The organism is Pseudomonas sp. P110(2024) (assembly GCF_057480795.1).
This window is the reverse complement of record NZ_JBLIYT010000007.1, coordinates 38,031-56,459: the sequence shown is the minus strand read 5'-3', so window position 1 is coordinate 56,459 and position 18,429 is coordinate 38,031. Positions and strand designations below refer to the sequence as shown.

The window sequence follows — 18,429 nt, the reverse complement described above, 5'->3', positions numbered from 1 at the left end:
CCCGCGATTGCATCAGCCCAGCCAACAAATGACTTAAGTCCTAGTGCAACGTCCGAGGCTCCACCTGCGGCATCTGCACTTGAATCAACGCCGATTCGAGCAGCACCCGCAGCGCCTCCATTTCATGCATCGCGGTCATGACCAGAATCGACACGGGCGACTTGGGATGCAGCAGAACAGCCTGATGCGCCACGGTCTGTGCGCACAGGGCGTACTCCGTGGCCTGGATGATGGTGTCTTCGAGGGAGTGGTGGTTGTGGGGTGGATCGGGGACGATCTTTAACATATTGAGCTCCTATATCCCTAAAGGAACCACCACCTGCCCGCTGTCAAACAGAAGGGTGGCAGCTGTACGTGGGTTGACAGACCGGCGGACATAGGAAGTTCCGGCGCACGCAAGCGTGCCCGCACGTACAGCTACCATTGAAGGTGCTGCAATCCTAGTACCGTCGCGGCCTGTCAAAGCCGATCGCTGAATTCAGCGACTTGCCGAGACTAGGACTACTTTCCAAAGGCTGCAACGGAAAAAAGGCGAGAGGAGGATATTTGGGAAAAGGACTACAAGAAAGGGGATTAATCTGATTTGGATGCTACAGCGGAAGCGTGCGCATGATGAGCTAATAGGCATCCTCTGAGAACATGGGTTTACCATTGGGTGATTTTACGTAATCTTTGAGGTTGTGAGTTCTTAATGTCCAATGCGTGGAGTATGTTTTTAGGTTTTATCAGTTTGGATGTATTGTGGCTCCGGTTTTAGATTTTATTGTTGAGGCTGTAAGGAGAGGTATTTCCGGTTGTGGTGCTGAGATTTATTTGCGCCCAGACAGTGTGTGGGCTAGGGCGCATGGAGTGTTGTTAGTTTGGTTTTGCTTTGAGTTTGTCGAGTACGTTGGCTACATGCTCTAGCCCGTCGAGCGTGGATGGTATCGCTGCTTCGCTATTAACGATGCCGCTAAAAATAAGCTGGTCGAAGCGGTCAAGTAGTTCGGGGCTGTCCTTTCTAATGTCTTTTGCGTATTTCGCGTATTCCTGGATGAACTGGCAAAGCGCCATTCTGAGATCAATTTGGATTAGTTGAGCTTTAATGGCTCTGTATCCATGGAGTGCAACTCGAAAAAAATAGCCGAGCAAAATCTCGAAACCAACTACTGTTGCAATTAGGTAGGTGTCAGTTTTGTCGGTCGTTGAATTGGTTATAAATGCATACATTTTGTAGGTGAAAGGTGCAGTCATTGCTCCTCCAAGGAGAAAAAGCCATGACAGTCTAAGTCGGCCTTCCTTGGTTTTTTGCTGTCTAAGCTTTCTGAAGCCCTCGTGCAATCCAACAAAATTGAACGCATCTTTATATGTGTCCAAGGACCTTTTTAGATTGTTTGCACGCTGCTCCCGCTCAGATAATTCTTTTTCATTAGTCTCACGTTCTTTGGTTAGTCGGCTAATGGTTTTTGGGAGTTCCTTTATTTCGATCATGCCAGGATGATGTATGTACTTGCCCAAGACCTGAAGCACCATTTGGTGCTCGGCGTATTTTATGGTTAATGCTAGGTTTCCAGAGAATTCATGATCAGTTACCTGGTGGGCGACTCGTGCTAAATCATCACTGAGTTCGCCTGGAGTCATTAATTGGAACTCGATTAGGAATCGATAGGCAAGCGCAAAGGCTGCATCCAATCTGCTGAAATCCTGGTTGGCGATGTATGAGGCTTCATTTGTGAATTGGTCGCCTATGTAGCCTATGTTGAGTCCGCATCTTTTTTCAAATAGATCTGGTTGTGCAGATATTTTTCGAAAAATGGATGTTAATGATAGGGCTAGAAATCTAGGGGTGCCCTCTGAGAATGTTGTGTTTTTATTTATTTCGTGTCTCAGTTCTTTTTCGGCGTTTTCGAATATTGTTCGCTTGCTCGAGAAGAATCCTTCGTAATATTCGGTGGTTTCATCCAAAGTGGAGGGTGGTATTGGATTCTGGCTATTTGATTCCATTCTTACTCTCGATTTGTGGGGTGTCATGTGTTGCGTGTTAATGGTTTGGGTTTCTAATTTATTGAAAGATGATGGTTTTCAAGGTTGATATTCGTTAGGTGGTTTTGAACTTTAGCGCTCGATAAACGCCGCCTCCAACAACTGCCTCGTATACCCATGCTTCGGCTCATGAAAGATAGCCCCCGCATCCCCCTGCTCAACCACCTGCCCATGCTTGATCACCATCAGCTGATGACTCAACGCCTTGACCACCGCCAGGTCATGACTAATAAACAGGTAAGTCAGGTTGTACTTCACCTGCAAATTCCGCAAAAGCTCCACCACCTGCCGCTGCACCGTCCGATCCAGCGCCGAGGTCGGCTCATCCAGCAAAATCAGCGCCGGCTTCAACACCAACGCCCGAGCAATGGCGATGCGCTGCCGCTGCCCCCCAGAAAACTCATGGGGATACCGATGCCGCGTCCGAGGGTCCAGCCCCACTTCCTCCAACGCCGCAATAATCGCCGCTTCCTGCTCAGCCGGCGTGCCGATCTTGTGAATCCGTAACCCCTCGCCAACGATATCCGCCACGCACATACGCGGGCTCAGGCTGCCGAAGGGATCCTGAAACACCACCTGCATCTCTCGCCGCAGCGGCCGCACGGCCTTCTGGTTCAACCCTTCAAGATCCTGCCCATGGAAGCGAATGCCACCCTGGCTGGAAATCAACCGTAAGATGGCCAACCCCAAGGTGGACTTGCCCGACCCACTCTCGCCAACGATCCCCAGCGTCTGCCCCTGGGGCAGGCTGAAGTTCACCCCATCTACCGCCTTCACATGGTCCACGGTCCGGCGCAGCAGCCCCTTCTTGATCGGGAACCACACCTTCAGGTCCTTCACCTCCAGCAATGGCGCCCCTTCGGCGTTAGCGGCAGGCGCGCCACTGGGCTCGGCATTGATCAGCATCTGCGTATACGGATGCTGCGGCTTGCTGAACAGCGTGGCGCAGTCAGCCTGCTCGACGATCTTGCCGCACTGCATCACGCACACGCGGTGGGCGATGCGGCGCACCAGGTTGAGGTCGTGGCTGATCAGCAGCAGGGCCATGCCGAGGCGCGCCTGCAGCTCCTTGAGCAGGTCGAGAATCTTCAACTGCACGGTCACGTCGAGCGCCGTGGTGGGCTCGTCGGCGATCAGCAGTTCGGGCTCGTTGGCCAGGGCCATGGCGATCATCACCCGCTGGCGCTGGCCACCGGACAGCTCATGGGGCAGGGCTTTCAGGCGCTTCTTGGGCTCGGGAATGCCGACCAGCTCCAGCAGCTCCAGCGTGCGTGCCGTGGCGGCCTTGCCGGTCAGCCCCTTGTGCAGCAAGAGGATCTCGTTGATCTGCTTCTCGATGCTGTGCAGCGGGTTCAGCGAGGTCATCGGCTCCTGGAAGATCATCGCGATGCGGTTGCCGCGAATGCGCTGCATGGGCTTCTCACCCAGGTGCAGCAGGTCCTTGCCGCCGTACTGGATGGTGCCGGACGGATGCCGCGCCAGCGGGTAGGGCAGCAGGCGCAAAATCGAATGGGCGGTCACCGACTTGCCCGAGCCGCTTTCGCCGACCAGGGCCAGGGTCTCGCCCTTGCGGATGTCGAAGCTGATGCCGTCGACCACGCGGTTGACCTGCTCGCCAGTGACGAACTCCACCGCCAGGTCGCGGACTTCGATCAGGGTGTCTTGGCTCATGTCATTTCCTCGGGTCGAAGGCGTCGCGGGCGGATTCGCCGATGAATACCAGCAGGCTCAGCATCACCGCCAGCACGGCGAAGGCGCTGATGCCCAGCCACGGGGCTTGCAGGTTGGACTTGCCCTGGGCGACCAGCTCGCCCAGCGACGGCGAGCCAGCAGGCAGGCCGAAGCCTAAGAAGTCCAGGGCGGTGAGGGTGCCGATGGCGCCGGTGAGGATGAACGGCATGAAGGTCATGGTCGAGATCATGGCGTTGGGCAGGATATGCCGGAACATGATCGGGCCGTTGCGCATGCCCAGCGCGCGGGCGGCGCGCACGTATTCGAGGTTGCGCCCGCGCAGGAACTCGGCGCGCACCACGTCCACCAGGCTCATCCACGAGAACAGCAGCATGATGCCCAGCAACCACCAGAAGTTGGGCTGCACGAAGCTGGCGAGGATGATCAGCAGGTACAGCACCGGCAGGCCGGACCAGATCTCCAGGAAGCGCTGGCCGGCGAGGTCGACCCAGCCGCCATAGAAGCCCTGCAAGGCGCCGGCGATCACGCCGACGATGGAGCTGGCGATGGTCAGCGTCAGGGCGAACAGCACCGAGATACGGAAACCGTAGATCACCCGGGCCAGCACGTCGCGGCCCTGGTCGTCGGTGCCCAGCAGGTTGTCGGTGGAGGGCGGCGCGGGGGCCGGCACCTTCAGGTCATAGTTGATGCTCTGGTAGCTGTAGGGGATCGGCGCCCACAGCACGAAGGCGTCCTTTTTCTCCAGCAGCTCGCGGATGTACGGGCTTTTGTAGTTGGCCTCCAGCGGGAACTCGCCGCCGAAGGTGGTCTCCGGGTAGCGCTTGAAGGCGGGGAAGTACCATTCGCCGTCGTAGCGCACGGCAATCGGCTTGTCGTTGGCGATGAACTCGGCGCCCAGGCTCAGCACGAACAGCACCAGGAAGATCCACAGCGACCACCAGCCGCGGCGGTTGGCCTTGAAGCGCTCGAAGCGCCGGCGATTAAGGGGGGACAGGGCCATGTCAGTGCTCCCGGCTGGCGAAGTCGATGCGCGGATCGACCAGGGTGTAGGTGAGGTCGCCGATCAGCTTCACCACCAGACCCAGCAGGGTGAAGATGAACAAGGTGCCGAACACCACCGGGTAGTCGCGGTTGATCGCTGCTTCGAAACTCATCAGGCCCAGGCCGTCGAGGCTGAAGATCACCTCGATCAACAAGGACCCTGTGAAGAAGATGCCGATGAACGCCGAGGGGAAGCCGGCGATCACCAGCAGCATGGCGTTGCGGAACACGTGGCCGTACAGCACCCGCGAACGGCTCAGGCCTTTGGCCTTGGCGGTGACCACGTACTGCTTGTTGATCTCGTCGAGGAAGCTGTTCTTGGTCAGCAGGGTCATGGTGGCGAAGTTGCCGATCACCAGCGCGGTGATCGGCAGCACCAGGTGCCAGAAGTAGTCGAGCACCTTGCCGGTGGTGCTCAGCTCATCGAAGTTGTTGGAGGTCAGCCCGCGCAGCGGGAACCAGTCGAAGTAGCTGCCGCCAGCGAACAGCACGATCAGCAGGATGGCGAACAGGAACGCGGGGATGGCGTAGCCGACGATGATCGCCGAGCTGGTCCAGACGTCGAAATGGCTGCCGTGGCGCACGGCCTTGGCGATCCCCAGGGGGATCGACACCAGGTACATGATCAGCGTGCTCCATAGCCCAAGCGAGATGGACACGGGCATCTTCTCGGCGATCAGGTCGATGACCTTGGCGTCGCGGAAGAAGCTGTTGCCAAAGTCCAGCTGGGCGTAGTTCTTGACCATGATCCACAGCCGCTCGGGCGCGGACTTGTCGAAGCCGTACATGCGCTCGATCTCGGCGATCAGCGCCGGGTCCAGGCCTTGCGCGCCGCGGTAGTTGGAGCCGGCCACCGACACTTCGGCGCCGCCGCCGGCGATGCGGCTGGTGGCGCCGTCGAACCCTTCGAGCTTGGCGATCATCTGCTCCACCGGGCCGCCGGGGGCGGCCTGGACGATGATGAAGTTGATGATGAGGATGCCGAACAGGGTCGGGATGATCAGCAGCAGGCGCCGCAGGATATAGGCCAGCATGTCAGTGGGCCTCTTCCACGGCGGGGGCTTCGCTCACGGCAGGCGTGACGTCGGGCTTGATCCACCAGGTGTCGATGCCGATGTCGTACTTGGGCGACACGGCGGGGTGACCGATGTGGTTCCAGTAGGCCACGCGCCAGGTCTTGATGTGCCAGTTGGGGATCACGTAGTAGCCCCACAGCAGCACGCGGTCCAGGGCGCGGCAGTGGTCGACCAGGCTCTGGCGCGAATCGGCGTTGATCAGCTGTTCCACCAACTGGTCGATGGCAGGATCGCGCAGGCCGATGAAGTTGCGGCTGCCGGGGTTGTCGGCGGCGGCGCTGTTCCAGTACTCGCGCTGCTCGTTGCCGGGCGAGTTCGATTGCGCGAAGCCGCCGACGATCATGTCGTAGTCCCGCGAACGCAAGCGGGTGATGTACTGCGACACGTCCACCCGGCGGATCTCGAGGTTGATGCCCAGGTCCGCGAGGTTGCGCTTGAACGGCAGCAGCACGCGCTCGAACTGGGTCTGGGCCAGCAGGAACTCGATGCTCAGCGGCTTGCCGTCCTTGTCGACCATCTTGTCGTCGACGATCTTCCAGCCGGCGTCCTGCAGCAGCTTGTAGGCCTGGCGCTGCTGGTCGCGGATCATGCCGCTGCCGTCGGTGACGGGGTTGCGGAAGGCGCCGTTGAACACCTCGTCGGGCACCTTGCCGCGCAGCGGTTCGAGAATCTTCAGCTCGGCGGGCGAGGGCAGGCCGCTGGCGGCCATCTCGGAGTTCTCGAAGTAGCTGCCGGTGCGGGTGTAGGCGCCGTTGAACAGCTGCTTGTTGGTCCATTCGAAGTCCAGCAGCAGGCTGATGGCCTGGCGCACGCGGATGTCCTGGAACATCGGCTTGCGCAGGTTGAAGATGAAGCCCTGCATGCCCACCGGGTTGCCATTGGGGATCTCTTCCTTGATCAGGCGGCCGTCGCGCACGGCGGGCACGTCGTAGGCGGTGGCCCAGTTCTTCGCGCTGACTTCCAGGCCGTAGTCGAACTGGCCGGCCTTCAGCGCCTCGAGGGCGACGGTGTTGTCGCGGTAGGAGTCGAAGGTCATCACATCGAAGTTGTAGAAGCCGCGGTTGATCGGCAGGTCCTTGGCCCAGTAGTCCTTGACCCGCTCGTAGCGGATCGAGCGGCCGGCCTTCACCTCGGCGACCTTGTACGGGCCGCTGCCCAGCGGGATCTCCAGGTTGCCGCGGTTGAAGTCGCGGTTGGCATACCAGTGCTTGGGCAGCACCGGGAGCTGGCCGAGGATCAGTGGCAGCTCGCGGTTGTTGCTGTGCTTGAACTTGAACAGCACCTTGAGCGGGTCTTCGGCGACCACGTCGGCGACGTCGGCGTAATACTGGCGGTACAGCGGGGCGCCGTCCTTGATCAGGGCGTTGAAGGTAAATACCACGTCTTCGGCGCGCATCGGCTGGCCGTCGTGGAAGCGCGCCTCGGGGCGCAGGTAGAAGCGCACCCAGCTGTTGTCAGGAGCCTTTTCGATCTTGCCGGCCACCAGGCCATACTCGGTGAAGGGCTCGTCCTGGCTCTGGCGCATCAGCGTGTCGTAGATGCTGCCGATGTTGTCGGCGGGCACGCCCTTGTTGATGAACGGGTTGAGGCTGTCGAAGCCGCCGAAGCTGGACTGGCGGAAGGTGCCGCCCTTGGGCGCGTCAGGATTGACGTATTCGAAGTGCTTGAAGTTGGCCGGGTATTTCGGCGCTTCGCCGTACAGGGTCAGGGCGTGTTGCGGGGCGGCGACGGCCGGGAGCGTGAGGCAGGCCAGCAGCAGGCTGCCGGCCAGGCGGCGCAGGGTGGGCGTCATTTGGCTTTCTCCGAAGTCTTCTTGATCCACCAGCTGTTCAGCCCAAGGGTGTAGGGCGGCGTGGTGACGAAGGCGAACCGGTTGCGGTAGGCCAGGCGGTGATTGTCGAGGTACCAGTTGGGGATCATGTAGTACTGCCATGAGAGCACGCGGTCCAGGGCGCGCGCGGCGGCGATCTGGTCATCGCGGCTGCGGGCGGCGAGCAGGGTGTCGAGCAGGTGGTCGACCACCGGGTCCTTCACGCCAGCATAGTTCTTGCTGCCCTTGACGGCGGCTTGGCTCGAGTGGAAATACAGCCACTGTTCGAGGCCCGGGCTCAGGGTCTGGTTCAGGGTCATCAGGATCATGTCGAAATCGAACTGGTCGAGCCGTTGTTTGTACTGGGCGCGGTCGACAGTGCGCAAGCGCGCATCGATGCCGATGCTGGCCAGATTTTCGACATAAGGTTGCAGGATGCGTTCGAGGTTCGGGTTCACCAGCAGCAGTTCCATCCGGAACGGCTGGCCCTTGCCGTCCACCAGGCGCTGGCCGTTGAGCTTCCAGCCGGCCTGGGCGAACAGGTCGAGGGCCTGGCGCAGGGCCGCGCGGCTGATGCCGCTGCCGTCGGTGTGGCTGACCTGGTAGGACTGGGTGAACAGCTTTTCGGGCAGTTGGTCGCGGAACGGCTTGAGCAGCAGCCACTCCTTGCCGGTGGGCAGGCCGCTGGCGGTGAACTCGCTGTTGGGGTAGTAGCTGGTGGCGCGCCGGTAGGCGCCGTTGAACAGGGCGCGGTTGGTCCATTCGAAATCGAGCATCAGGCCCAGGGCCTGGCGTACCCGTGGGTCGCTGAAGGCGGCGCGGCGGCTGTTCATGAACAGGCCTTGGGTCTGCGTGGGGATCTGGTGCGGGATCTGCGCCTTGATCACCTCGCCCCGGCGCACGGCGGGGAAGGTGTAGCCGTTGGCCCAGTTCTTCGCCTGGTGCTCGATATAGATGTCGAATTCGCCCGCCTTGAAGGCTTCGAAGGCCACGGTGGCGTCCCGGTAGAACTCGTATTCGACACGGTTGAAGTTGTACTTGCCGCGGTTCACGGCCAGGTCCTTGCCCCAGTAGTCCTTCACCCGCTCGAACACCAGGCGCCGGCCCGGTTGCACCTCGCTGATGCGGTAGGGACCGCTGCCCAAGGGCGGCTCGAAGGTGGTGGCCTTGAAGTCGCGTTTTTCCCAGTAGTGCTTGGGCAACACCGGCATTTCGCCCAGGCGCAGGATCAGTAGCGGGTTGCCGGCGCGCTTGAACACAAAGCGGATGCGCAGCGGGCCGAGGATGTCGACCCGGGCCACTTCCTGCAGGTTGGTGCGGTAGATCGGGTGGCCGTCCTTGAGCAGGGTGCGGTAGCTGAAGGCGACGTCGGCGGCGGTAATCGGCACGCCGTCGTGGAAGCGTGCCTCGGGGCGCAGGTTGAACACCACCCAGCTGCGGTCCTCGCTGTACTCGACGGAGCGGGCGATCAGGCCGTAGCTGGAGGTGGGTTCGTCGCCGGAGGGGTCGTACATGCCGGTGCCGACCATCAGCGGCTCGTTGAGCTCGTTGATGCCGTACTGCAGGAAGTTGGGCGTGGTGACCGGGCTCGAGCCCTTGAAGGTATAGGGGTTGAGCGTGTCGAAGGTGCCGAAGGCCATGGCCCGCAAGGTGCCGCCTTTTGGGGCTTGCGGGTTGACCCAGTCGAAGTGGGTGAAGCTGGCCGGGTACTTGAGCGTGCCGAACTGCGCGTATCCGTGGCTTTCGCTCACCATCGCGACGGCGGGGAAGCTCAAGGCCAGGCTGAGAGACAGCAGGAGGGGACGTATCAAGTCGGCATCCGATCCAGAAGGCGTTGGGCTTGGTTCGGGGTACAGTAACAGCTTGTCTGGAATGGAAAAAGGGTACGGGTCGGTCGGATGGATGTGGCTGATTGGGGCTGCTTTGCAGCCCTTTCGCGACACAAGGCCGCTCCTACAGGGATTGCGCAGACCCTCAGGCTGGTGCAATGCCTGTGGGAGCGGCCTTGTGTCGCGAAAGGGGCGCGAAGCGCCCCCCAGGATTCACATCAACGCGACAGGTAGACGGTCAGCGTCTGCCCCGGCTTGAGCGCATGCCCGCTGCGCGGATTCCAGCGCTTGAGGTGCTTCATCTCGACGTTGAAGCGCTTGGCCACCAGGTAGTACGAGTCGCCCTTGCGCACCTTGTACTGGGTGGAGCGTTGCTTGGCATCGGCCACGCGCTTGGCCGCCGCGCTCGGCGCGTTGCCGCCACGCAGGGCCAGCACCTGGCCGACCTTGAGGCTGTTGCCGCGCAGGCTGTTCCAGCGCTGGATGTCCTTGACCGCGACGCGGTTGGCCTTGGCGATGCTGCCCAGGTTGTCGCCACGCTTGACCCGGTAGCTGCGTGCCGCCGGCGCCCTGGCATCGGCCAGGGCGGCCTGGAACACGGCCTTGTTCGGCTGCAGGGCGACCAGTTCCTCGGGCTTGAGGTTGGACATGCGGTCGCTGAGCAGCTGCGCCTTGGCGGTGGGCACCAGCAGTTGCTGCGGGCCGTCCACGGTCATGCGCTTCTTGAAGGCGGGATTGAGCTGGATCAGCTCGTCTTCGTCGATGTCGGCGAAGGCCGCGACGCGGGACAAATCGAGGCGGTCGTTGATGGCGACGGCTTCGAAATAGGGCTCGTTGGCGATCGGGTTCAGGTTGATCCCGTAGGCGGCAGGGGTGTTGACCACCTGCGACAGGGCCAGCAGCTTGGGCACGTAGTCGCGGGTTTCCTGCGGCAGCGGCAGGTTCCAGTAGTCGGTCGGCAGGCCCAGGCGCTCGTTGCGCTCGATGGCGCGGCTGACGGTGCCTTCGCCGGCATTGTAGGCCGCCAGGGCCAGCAGCCAGTCGCCGTTGAACATGTCGTGCAGGCGGTTCAGGTAGTCCAGTGCGGCGTTGGTCGAGGCGGTGACGTCGCGACGGCCGTCGTAGAAGTTGGTCTGGCGCAGGTTGAAGTGACGCCCGGTGGACGGGATGAACTGCCACATGCCGGCGGCATGCGCGCGGGAGTAGGCCATCGGGTTGTAGGCGCTCTCGATGGCCGGCAGCAGGGCCAGCTCCAGCGGCATGTCGCGTTCTTCGAGGCGCTCGACGATGTAGTGCAGGTAAAGGCTGCCGCGCTCGCCGGCGTTCTCGAGGAACGACGGGTTGCTGGCGAACCACAGGCGTTGCTGTTCGATGCGCGGGTTGACGTCCATGCCGTCCTGCAGGGCGAAGCCCTGGCGCATGCGCTCCCAGACGTCCTGGGGCGGTGCTTCCTTGGGCTTGACCACCAGCGGCGCGGGTTTGTGCTTGATCCGCGCCTGGTAGTTGTGCGCGCGAACGCTGTCGGATTCGTCGAGCTGACGGGTGCTCTGGCAGCCGACCAGGGTGGCGGCCAGCGCCAGTGCACTGATCTGTGCCAGTCGCGTCAGGGCGACCGAATGAGCGGTTCTGCGGCTAGGGGAAGACATCGGCTGGAACGGTTATCCGGGCAAAAAAGTTGGGCGATTCTAGAAACCGGCCCCGGCCGGGTCAACCTTTGGGCGTGTGTCACGATATATCTTGAGGTTATCAGAACACGTCTTTCCAAGACCTCAAGGCAGCAAAAACAGTGGCTTGGGTAGGGTTGGAATGACCCTTCCATTCGTCTGCTTTTTGTTTAACGAATGTTTCAGCGGTGCGCAAAAACGGGTTGGTCAGGCGCTCGAGGCCGATGGTGGAGGGCAAGCTGATGCGATTGTCGGCGCGCAGGCGGGTAACGTCTTCGAAGCGTTGCAGAACGTGCGGGTTTTCCGGCTCGACGGCGCGGGCGAAGCGCAGGTTGCTCAGGGTGTACTCGTGGGCGCAGTACACTTCGGTCTCGGCGGGCAGGGCGGCCAGGCGCTGCAGCGAATGGTGCATCTGTTCGGGTGTGCCTTCGAACAACCGCCCGCAACCGGCGGCGAACAGGGTGTCGCCACTGAACAGTAGCGGCGTGGGCGATTGCGCAGTGTAATAGGCGATATGGCCGAGGGTGTGGCCGGGCATGGCCATGACCTCGAAGGTCAGGCCCAGTGCCTGGACCTGCGCGCCGTCCTCCAGGGCGACGTCGCGGCCCGGGATGCGTTCGCTGGCCGGGCCGTAGACGGTGGCGCCGCTGGCCTGCTTCAGGGCTTCGACGCCGCCGACGTGGTCATGGTGATGGTGGGTGACCAGGATCGCCTCCAGCACCCAGTCGGGATGCTGGCCGAGCCAGGCGAGCACCGGCCCGGCATCGCCGGGATCGACCACTGCGCAGCGGCGATTGGCAGTATCCTGTAACAACCAGATGTAGTTGTCGTTGAAAGCGGGTAGGGCATCGATCTGTATCATGTGCGGATCCGTATCGCCAAGCCTGGACATTGGGGGCATCTTAGCCGCGATGGCGCGGCCGGAGAACCTTCGAGGGAGAACGCAATGACCGACCAAGCCTTCGCCCAGGCCGACCCCGACTGGGTCGAACTCATCAGCCTGGCCCGCGACTGGTTCAATGGCCCCCTTGGGCAGTTGATGCTCAAGGAAGAGGAAAAGTTGCTCGAAGAAGAGCTGCGGCGCTTCTTCGGTGGTTACCTGGTGCACTACGGCCCCTGCGCCGAACCCCCGCCCAATGCGCCACAGGTGCAGCGCAATGTGCGCCTGGGCGCGCCGTTGCCGGGGGTGGAGATCGTCTGCGAAGAGCAGGCCTGGCCGTTGTCGGAGCATGCCGCCGACGTGGTGGTGCTGCAGCATGGCCTGGACTTCAGCCTGTCGCCCCATGGCCTGCTGCGCGAGGCGGCCAGCGCGGTGCGCCCGGGCGGCCACCTGCTGATCGTCGGCATCAACCCGTGGAGCAGCTGGGGGCTGCGCCATTTCTTCAGCCAGGGCGCCTTGCGCAAGGCCCGCTGCATCTCGCCGTCGCGGGTCGGCGACTGGCTCAACCTGCTGGGCTTCGCGCTGGAGAAACGCCGCTTCGGGTGCTATCGTCCGCCGCTTGCCTCGCCGGCCTGGCAGCAGCGTCTGGCCGGCTGGGAGCGGGTGGCGGGGGGCTGGCAGAGTGCCGGGGGCGGCGTCTACCTGCTGGTGGCGCGCAAGATGGTGGTCGGCCTGCGGCCGCTGCGCCTCGAGCGCCGCGAGCCGATGGGCAAGCTGTTGCCGCTGCCATTGGCCAAGGTCAACCGCAGCGCCACCCACCCCGATTCCGAAAAGCACTGAACACGAGTGGTACATGAGCGATAGCGTCGAGATCTACACCGATGGTGCCTGCAAGGGCAATCCCGGCCCGGGCGGCTGGGGCGTCCTGATGGTTTTCAAGGGCGTCGAGAAGGAACTGTGGGGCGGCGAACGCGAGACCACCAACAACCGCATGGAACTGATGGCCGCGATCGAAGGCCTGAAGGCGCTCAAGCGCGAGTGCGAGGTGGTGCTGACCACCGACTCCCAGTATGTGATGAAGGGCATCAACGAGTGGATGACCAACTGGAAGAAGCGTGGCTGGAAGACCGCCGCCAAGGAGCCGGTGAAGAACGCCGACCTGTGGATGGCCCTCGATGAACAGGTCAACCGGCACAAGGTGACCTGGAAGTGGGTGCGTGGGCATATCGGCCACCCGGGCAACGAGCGGGCCGACCAGTTGGCCAATCGTGGGGTTGATGAGGTTCGCGCGCAACGTTGATTGTGTTGCGGGCCATCGCGGGGCAAGCCCGCTCCCACGAGATGACTGCTGGCTGCGTGGGAGCGGGCTTGCCCCGCGATGACCGCAAAACGGCCCCGATTTCGTTATACTCCCACCCCGAATTCAAGCACCGCCAGTTGGAGTCCCCGCGTGGAGCAGCAGCAAGACAAACGGTTCGTCATCCTCGACACCGAGACCACCGGCATGCCGGTGGCCGAAGGCCACCGCATCATCGAGATCGGTTGCGTCGAAGTCGTGGGCCGGCGCCTGACCGGGCGGCACTTCCACGTCTACCTGCAGCCCGACCGCGACAGTGACGAGGGCGCGATCAACGTCCACGGCATCACCGACGCTTTCCTGGTCGGCAAGCCGCGTTTCGGCGATGTGGCCGAGGAGTTCTTCGAGTTCATCCAGGGCGCCACCCTGGTCATCCACAACGCGGCGTTCGACGTCGGCTTCATCAACAACGAGTTCGCGCTGATCGGCCAGCAGGACCGCGCCGACATCTCGCAGCACTGCCCGATCCTCGACACCCTGATGATGGCGCGCTCGCGCCATCCGGGGCAGCGCAACAGCCTCGATGCGTTGTGCAAACGCTACGGCATCGACAACTCCGGCCGTGAACTGCACGGCGCATTGCTCGACTCGGAACTGCTGGCCGACGTCTACCTGGCGATGACCGGTGGCCAGACCAGCTTGTCGCTGGCGGGGGATGGCGCACAGGACGAAGAGGGGCAGGGCAGCACCGGCAGTGAGATCCGTCGGATTAGCGGTCGTGCTGCCGGTAAGGTGATCATGGCCAGCGATGAAGAGCTCGAGGCCCATGCCGAGCGCTTGGCGGCCATTGCCAAGTCGGCAGGTGGGCCGGCGATGTGGCAGGTGCTGACCGAGCCGACCGCCAGCTGATCCAAAGACAGTACCGGCCCTATCGCGGGGCAAGTCGCAGCGGCGATGGCATCAACTACCCTGAGGGAAATTACCCGCAGAGGTAGCCGCCCGATGTACAAGGACCTCCAGTTCCCCATCCTCATCGTCCACCGGGCGATCAAGGCCGACAGCGTCGCCGGCGAGCGGGTACGCGGCATCGCCGACGAACTGGCCAGGGACGGCTTCGCCATTCTTGCCGCCGCCGACCAGGCCGAGGCGCGGCTGGTGGCCGCCACCCACCACGGCCTGGCCTGCATGCTGATCGCCGCCGAGGGCGTCGGCGACAACAGCCACCTGCTGCAGAACATGGCCGAGTTGATCCGCCTGGCCCGGCTGCGCGCACCCAACCTGCCGATCTTCGCCCTGGGCGAGCAAGTCACTCTGGAGAACGCCCCGGCCGAGGCCATGGGCGAGCTCAACCAGCTGCGCGGCATCCTCTACCTGTTCGAAGACACCGTGCCCTTTCTCGCCCGCCAGGTGGCACGGGCCGCGCACAGCTACCTCGACGGCCTGCTGCCGCCGTTCTTCAAGGCCCTGGTGCAACACACCGCGCAGTCGAACTATTCGTGGCACACGCCGGGCCACGGCGGTGGCGTGGCCTATCACAAGAGTCCGGTGGGGCAGGCATTCCACCAGTTCTTCGGCGAAAACACCCTGCGCTCGGACCTGTCCGTGTCGGTGCCCGAGCTGGGCTCGCTGCTCGACCACACCGGCCCCCTGGCCGCCGCGGAGGCGCGGGCGGCGCGCAACTTCGGCGCCGACCATACCTTTTTCGTCATCAACGGCACCTCCACCGCCAACAAGATCGTCTGGCACGCCATGGTCGGGCGTGGTGACCTGGTGCTGGTGGACCGCAACTGCCACAAGTCGGTGGTGCACGCGATCATCATGACCGGCGCCATCCCCCTCTACCTGTGCCCGGAGCGCAACGAACTGGGCATCATCGGGCCGATTCCGCTCAGCGAATTCACCCCGGCGACGATCCAGGCGAAGATCCAGGCCCACCCGCTGGCCCAGGGGCGGTCGGCGAAGATCAAGCTGGCGGTGGTCACCAACTCCACCTACGATGGGCTGTGCTACCACGCCGGCCTCATCAAGCAGACCCTCGGCGCCAGTGTCGAGGTGCTGCACTTCGATGAGGCCTGGTTCGCCTACGCCGCCTTCCATGAATTCTTCGCCGGCCGCTACGCCATGGGTACGCCGCGCGGCGATGAGGGCCCGCTGCTGTTCAGCACCCATTCGACCCACAAGCTGCTGGCCGCCTTCAGCCAGGCGTCGATGATCCATGTGCAGGACGGCGCCTCCCGCCAGCTGGACCGCGACCGTTTCAACGAAGCGTTCATGATGCATATCTCCACTTCGCCGCAGTACAGCATCCTCGCATCGCTGGACGTGGCCTCGGCGATGATGGAGGGCCCGGCCGGACGCTCGCTGCTGCAGGAGATGTTCGACGAGGCCCTGAGCTTTCGCCGGGCGCTGGCCAACCTGCGCGAGCATATCGCCGCTGACGACTGGTGGTTCAGCATCTGGCAGCCGCCGCAGGCCCAGGGTGGCGAGCGGCTGGAGGCGGCGGACTGGCTGCTGCAGCCGGGTGCCGAATGGCATGGCTTTGCCGAGCTGAGCGACGACTATGTGCTGCTCGATCCGCTCAAGGTCACTCTGGTGATGCCAGGGGCCGGTGGCGGCGCGGGCGAGCACGGCATTCCGGCCGCAGTGGTCAGCAAGTTTTTGTGGGAGCGGGGGCTGGTGGTGGAGAAGACCGGCCTGTACAGCTTCCTGGTGCTGTTCTCGATGGGCATCACCAAGGGCAAGTGGAGCACGCTGCTCACTGAACTGCTGGAGTTCAAGCGCCACTACGACGCCAATACCGCGCTGGCCGAATGCCTGCCCAGCGTGGTGACGCTGCAGCCGTCACGCTACCAGGGGCTGGGGCTGCGTGACCTGTGCCAGCAACTGCATGCCTTCTACCGCGGCAATGCCACATCCAGGCAGCTCAAGCTGCTGTTCACCCGTTTGCCCGAGGTGGCGATGACCCCGGCCGAGGCCTATGACCGGATGGTGCGCGGGGAGGTGGAGGCGGTGCCGATCGAGCAACTGCTGGGCCGGGTCGCGGCGGTGATGCTGGTGCCGTATCCGCCGGGAATCCCCTTGATCATGCCGGGCGAGCGCTTCACCGAGGCGACCCGCTCGATTCTGGTCTACCTGGACTGTGCCCGGGCTTTCGACCAGGGCTTCCCGGGCTTCGTCGCCGATGTGCATGGCCTGCAGTGCCAAGGGACGCTGTACACCGTCGATTGCGTCAAGGAATACGAATGATCTCGACGCCGGTCTGGGCCAGCTCGAAGCGGTCGTCACCCAGGTGGTTGACGCGGTCACCGATAGCCAGGCGATAGCTGGTAACCGGCGCGCCGAGGGTGCTGCCGTCGGCCTGGAGGGTGGACTCCTGGAACTCGTGGACCGGGTAGATACGGCCTTCGGCGTCGCGGGCGTGGAACTGGCCGACCATTACTGCTGCCATTTAGGTGGAAACCTCTGAATCGTGTAGGAAATGTCTGTAGGCATAGACCAGTGAAACGCCCGGGAAGTTTTCAGCCGAATGGAAAAAAACCGCGAAGCCGAGGAACGGTCATCTATAACTAACAGGTCCCATTCCCAGAGCAGAGGTTGCAAAACGCCATGAGCCAGGTTTATTCGGTAGCGGTCGTCGTCGGCAGCTTGCGCAAGGAGTCCTATAACCGCAAGGTGGCCCGCGCGCTGTCTGAGCTGGCACCGTCCAGCCTTGCCCTGCGGATCGTCGAGATCGGCGACCTGCCGTTGTACAACGAGGATGTCGAGGCTGAGGGCGCGCCCGAGGCGTGGAAGCATTTTCGCGACGAGATCCGCCGCAGCGACGCGGTGCTGTTCGTCACCCCGGAGTACAACCGTTCGGTGCCGGGCGGGTTGAAGAACGCCATCGACGTGGGGTCGCGGCCCTATGGGCAGAGCGTGTGGGGCGGCAAGCCGGCGGCGGTGGCCAGCGTGTCGCCGGGGGCTATCGGCGGGTTTGGTGCCAATCATGCGGTGCGCCAGTCGCTGGTGTTCCTCGACATGCCGTGCATGCAGATGCCCGAGGCGTATATCGGCGGGGCGGCAACGCTGTTCGATGACAGTGGCAAGCTCAATGACAAGACCCGGCCTTTCCTGCAGGGCTTTATCGACCGGTTTGCGTCGTGGGTGAAACTGAATCGGGCGGTCTGACCTCCCGAAGTCATCGCGGGCAAGTCGCAGCGGCGAACCGCCGCTCCCACACCAGGCGGCATGTATGCTGGGGCGTGGGAGCGGGCTTGCCCCGCGATGTTTTTCGACATCACGCGCTCTGCGGCATCTCCCCCTTGGCCAATCGCCGGTTGATATCGGCAATCACTTCGGGCAGTTCGTTGATGGTGTCGATCAAGTAGTGCGGGCGCGATGCGGCGAACATCCCGTGGATCCGCTTGCGCTCGCTCTCCAGCTTCTCCGTGCTCAACGCCCGGTAGCCTTCCCAGGTCAGCCCCAGGGCATTGCCCGAGCACACCAGCGCCACGGTCCACATCCCGGCGCGGCGGCCTTCGAGAATCCCCGGCACGGTGTCGTCGACCTTCACGCAGGCAGCCACGTCATCGATGCCCAGGGCAATCACGTTGGCCAGCGCCTGGGCCGGCCACGGGCGGCCGTTCGGTGTCTCGTCGGTGGCCACCACATGGTCGGCCACGTAGCCGTTCTGCGCGGCCAGCTCGACCACCTTGTCCATCACCACCTTCGGGTAGCCCGAGCACGAGCCGATCTTCAGGCCGCTTTTGCGCAACCCGGTCAGGGTCTCCAGGGCGCCGGGGATCAGCGCCGAGTGCACGGCGATCTTCTCGATCTGCAGCGGCATGAAGCGCTCGTAGATGGCGGTGACGTCATCGTCGGTGGGCGTGCGGCCGAACACCTTGCGGTAGCGCTCGGCGATCTCCGGCACGTCGCACAGGGTGCGGATATGGTCCCACTTGCCCATGCCCATCGGGCCACGGGCTTCTTCGATGGACACCTGCACGTCGAACTCGGCGAAGGCTTCGACGAAGATCTGGGTCGGGGCGAACGAGCCGAAGTCGACCACGGTGCCGGCCCAGTCGAGGATGGCGGCTTGCAGCTGGGTGGGGTTACTGTAGTTCATGTGCGCATTTTCCT

The 18,429-nt window shown here is 62.9% G+C and carries 16 protein-coding genes; 5 read left to right on the top strand and 11 right to left on the bottom strand.

The window, feature by feature from the left end; all coding sequences use genetic code 11:
• Window positions 1–40: 40 nt before the first annotated feature.
• The 9 genes from AC25ND_RS12565 to gloB form a co-directional block, all read right to left on the bottom strand.
• Complete coding sequence (locus tag AC25ND_RS12565) at window positions 41–286, bottom strand: hypothetical protein (protein WP_096048297.1); 246 nt, start codon at window positions 284–286, stop codon at window positions 41–43.
• Between the two features lie 569 nt (window positions 287–855).
• Window positions 856–1,983: a hypothetical protein gene (locus AC25ND_RS12560; RefSeq protein WP_343582198.1), complete on the bottom strand. Its 1,128-nt coding sequence runs from the start codon at window positions 1,981–1,983 to the stop codon at window positions 856–858.
• Between the two features lie 111 nt (window positions 1,984–2,094).
• On the bottom strand, window positions 2,095–3,693 hold the full coding sequence (locus tag AC25ND_RS12555) for an ABC transporter ATP-binding protein (protein WP_486976367.1): 1,599 nt from the start codon (window positions 3,691–3,693) through the stop codon (window positions 2,095–2,097).
• A 1-nt stretch (window position 3,694) separates the two neighbouring features.
• Window positions 3,695–4,714, bottom strand: coding sequence for an ABC transporter permease (locus AC25ND_RS12550; protein ID WP_028690523.1), 1,020 nt, complete (start codon window positions 4,712–4,714; stop codon window positions 3,695–3,697).
• 1 nt (window position 4,715) lies between these two features.
• Entirely contained in the window at window positions 4,716–5,789 is a 1,074-nt protein-coding gene (locus tag AC25ND_RS12545) for a microcin C ABC transporter permease YejB (RefSeq protein ID WP_011534684.1), read from the bottom strand.
• Window position 5,790: 1 nt separating this feature from the next.
• Window positions 5,791–7,623: an extracellular solute-binding protein gene (locus AC25ND_RS12540; protein WP_062363622.1), complete on the bottom strand. Its 1,833-nt coding sequence runs from the start codon at window positions 7,621–7,623 to the stop codon at window positions 5,791–5,793.
• Window positions 7,620–9,452 carry an extracellular solute-binding protein gene (locus AC25ND_RS12535; protein WP_199522821.1) on the bottom strand — a complete coding sequence of 611 codons (1,833 nt, stop codon included), beginning with the start codon at window positions 9,450–9,452 and terminating at the stop codon, window positions 7,620–7,622. Before AC25ND_RS12535 ends, AC25ND_RS12540 begins: the two co-directional genes overlap by 4 nt.
• 236 nt (window positions 9,453–9,688) lie before the next feature.
• A complete protein-coding gene (locus tag AC25ND_RS12530; protein ID WP_028690526.1) occupies window positions 9,689–11,116 on the bottom strand; it encodes a lytic transglycosylase domain-containing protein in 1,428 nt (475 codons plus the stop codon).
• Window positions 11,117–11,216: 100 nt separating this feature from the next.
• Entirely contained in the window at window positions 11,217–11,996 is a 780-nt protein-coding gene (gene gloB, locus AC25ND_RS12525; protein ID WP_028690527.1) for a hydroxyacylglutathione hydrolase, read from the bottom strand.
• Window positions 11,997–12,080: 84 nt separating this feature from the next.
• Between gloB and AC25ND_RS12520 the strand changes: the two genes are divergently transcribed.
• From AC25ND_RS12520 to AC25ND_RS12505, 4 genes are all read left to right on the top strand, one after another.
• The gene (locus AC25ND_RS12520) at window positions 12,081–12,854 is read left to right on the top strand and encodes a class I SAM-dependent methyltransferase (protein ID WP_028690528.1); all 774 of its coding nucleotides are present in this window, start codon (window positions 12,081–12,083) and stop codon (window positions 12,852–12,854) included.
• A 13-nt stretch (window positions 12,855–12,867) separates the two neighbouring features.
• Window positions 12,868–13,314: a ribonuclease HI gene (gene rnhA / locus AC25ND_RS12515; RefSeq protein WP_028690529.1), complete on the top strand. Its 447-nt coding sequence runs from the start codon at window positions 12,868–12,870 to the stop codon at window positions 13,312–13,314.
• A 150-nt stretch (window positions 13,315–13,464) separates the two neighbouring features.
• Window positions 13,465–14,220: a DNA polymerase III subunit epsilon gene (gene dnaQ / locus AC25ND_RS12510; RefSeq protein ID WP_028690530.1), complete on the top strand. Its 756-nt coding sequence runs from the start codon at window positions 13,465–13,467 to the stop codon at window positions 14,218–14,220.
• Between the two features lie 93 nt (window positions 14,221–14,313).
• Window positions 14,314–16,557 (top strand): Orn/Lys/Arg family decarboxylase, encoded by a 2,244-nt coding sequence (locus tag AC25ND_RS12505; protein ID WP_486976366.1) that lies wholly within the window; start codon window positions 14,314–14,316, stop codon window positions 16,555–16,557.
• Here AC25ND_RS12505 and AC25ND_RS12500 read toward each other — a convergent pair.
• On the bottom strand, window positions 16,541–16,759 hold the full coding sequence (locus AC25ND_RS12500) for a hypothetical protein (protein WP_028690532.1): 219 nt from the start codon (window positions 16,757–16,759) through the stop codon (window positions 16,541–16,543). The genes AC25ND_RS12505 and AC25ND_RS12500 overlap by 17 nt on opposite strands.
• Window positions 16,760–16,917: 158 nt before the next feature.
• Here AC25ND_RS12500 and AC25ND_RS12495 point away from each other — a divergent pair, with 158 nt between their 5' ends.
• Entirely contained in the window at window positions 16,918–17,478 is a 561-nt protein-coding gene (locus AC25ND_RS12495; RefSeq protein ID WP_062363610.1) for an NADPH-dependent FMN reductase, read from the top strand.
• Window positions 17,479–17,587: 109 nt separating this feature from the next.
• Here AC25ND_RS12495 and phnX read toward each other — a convergent pair whose 3' ends face one another.
• Window positions 17,588–18,415 carry a phosphonoacetaldehyde hydrolase gene (gene phnX / locus AC25ND_RS12490; protein WP_062363608.1) on the bottom strand — a complete coding sequence of 276 codons (828 nt, stop codon included), beginning with the start codon at window positions 18,413–18,415 and terminating at the stop codon, window positions 17,588–17,590.
• Between the last annotated feature and the right edge of the window lie 14 nt (window positions 18,416–18,429).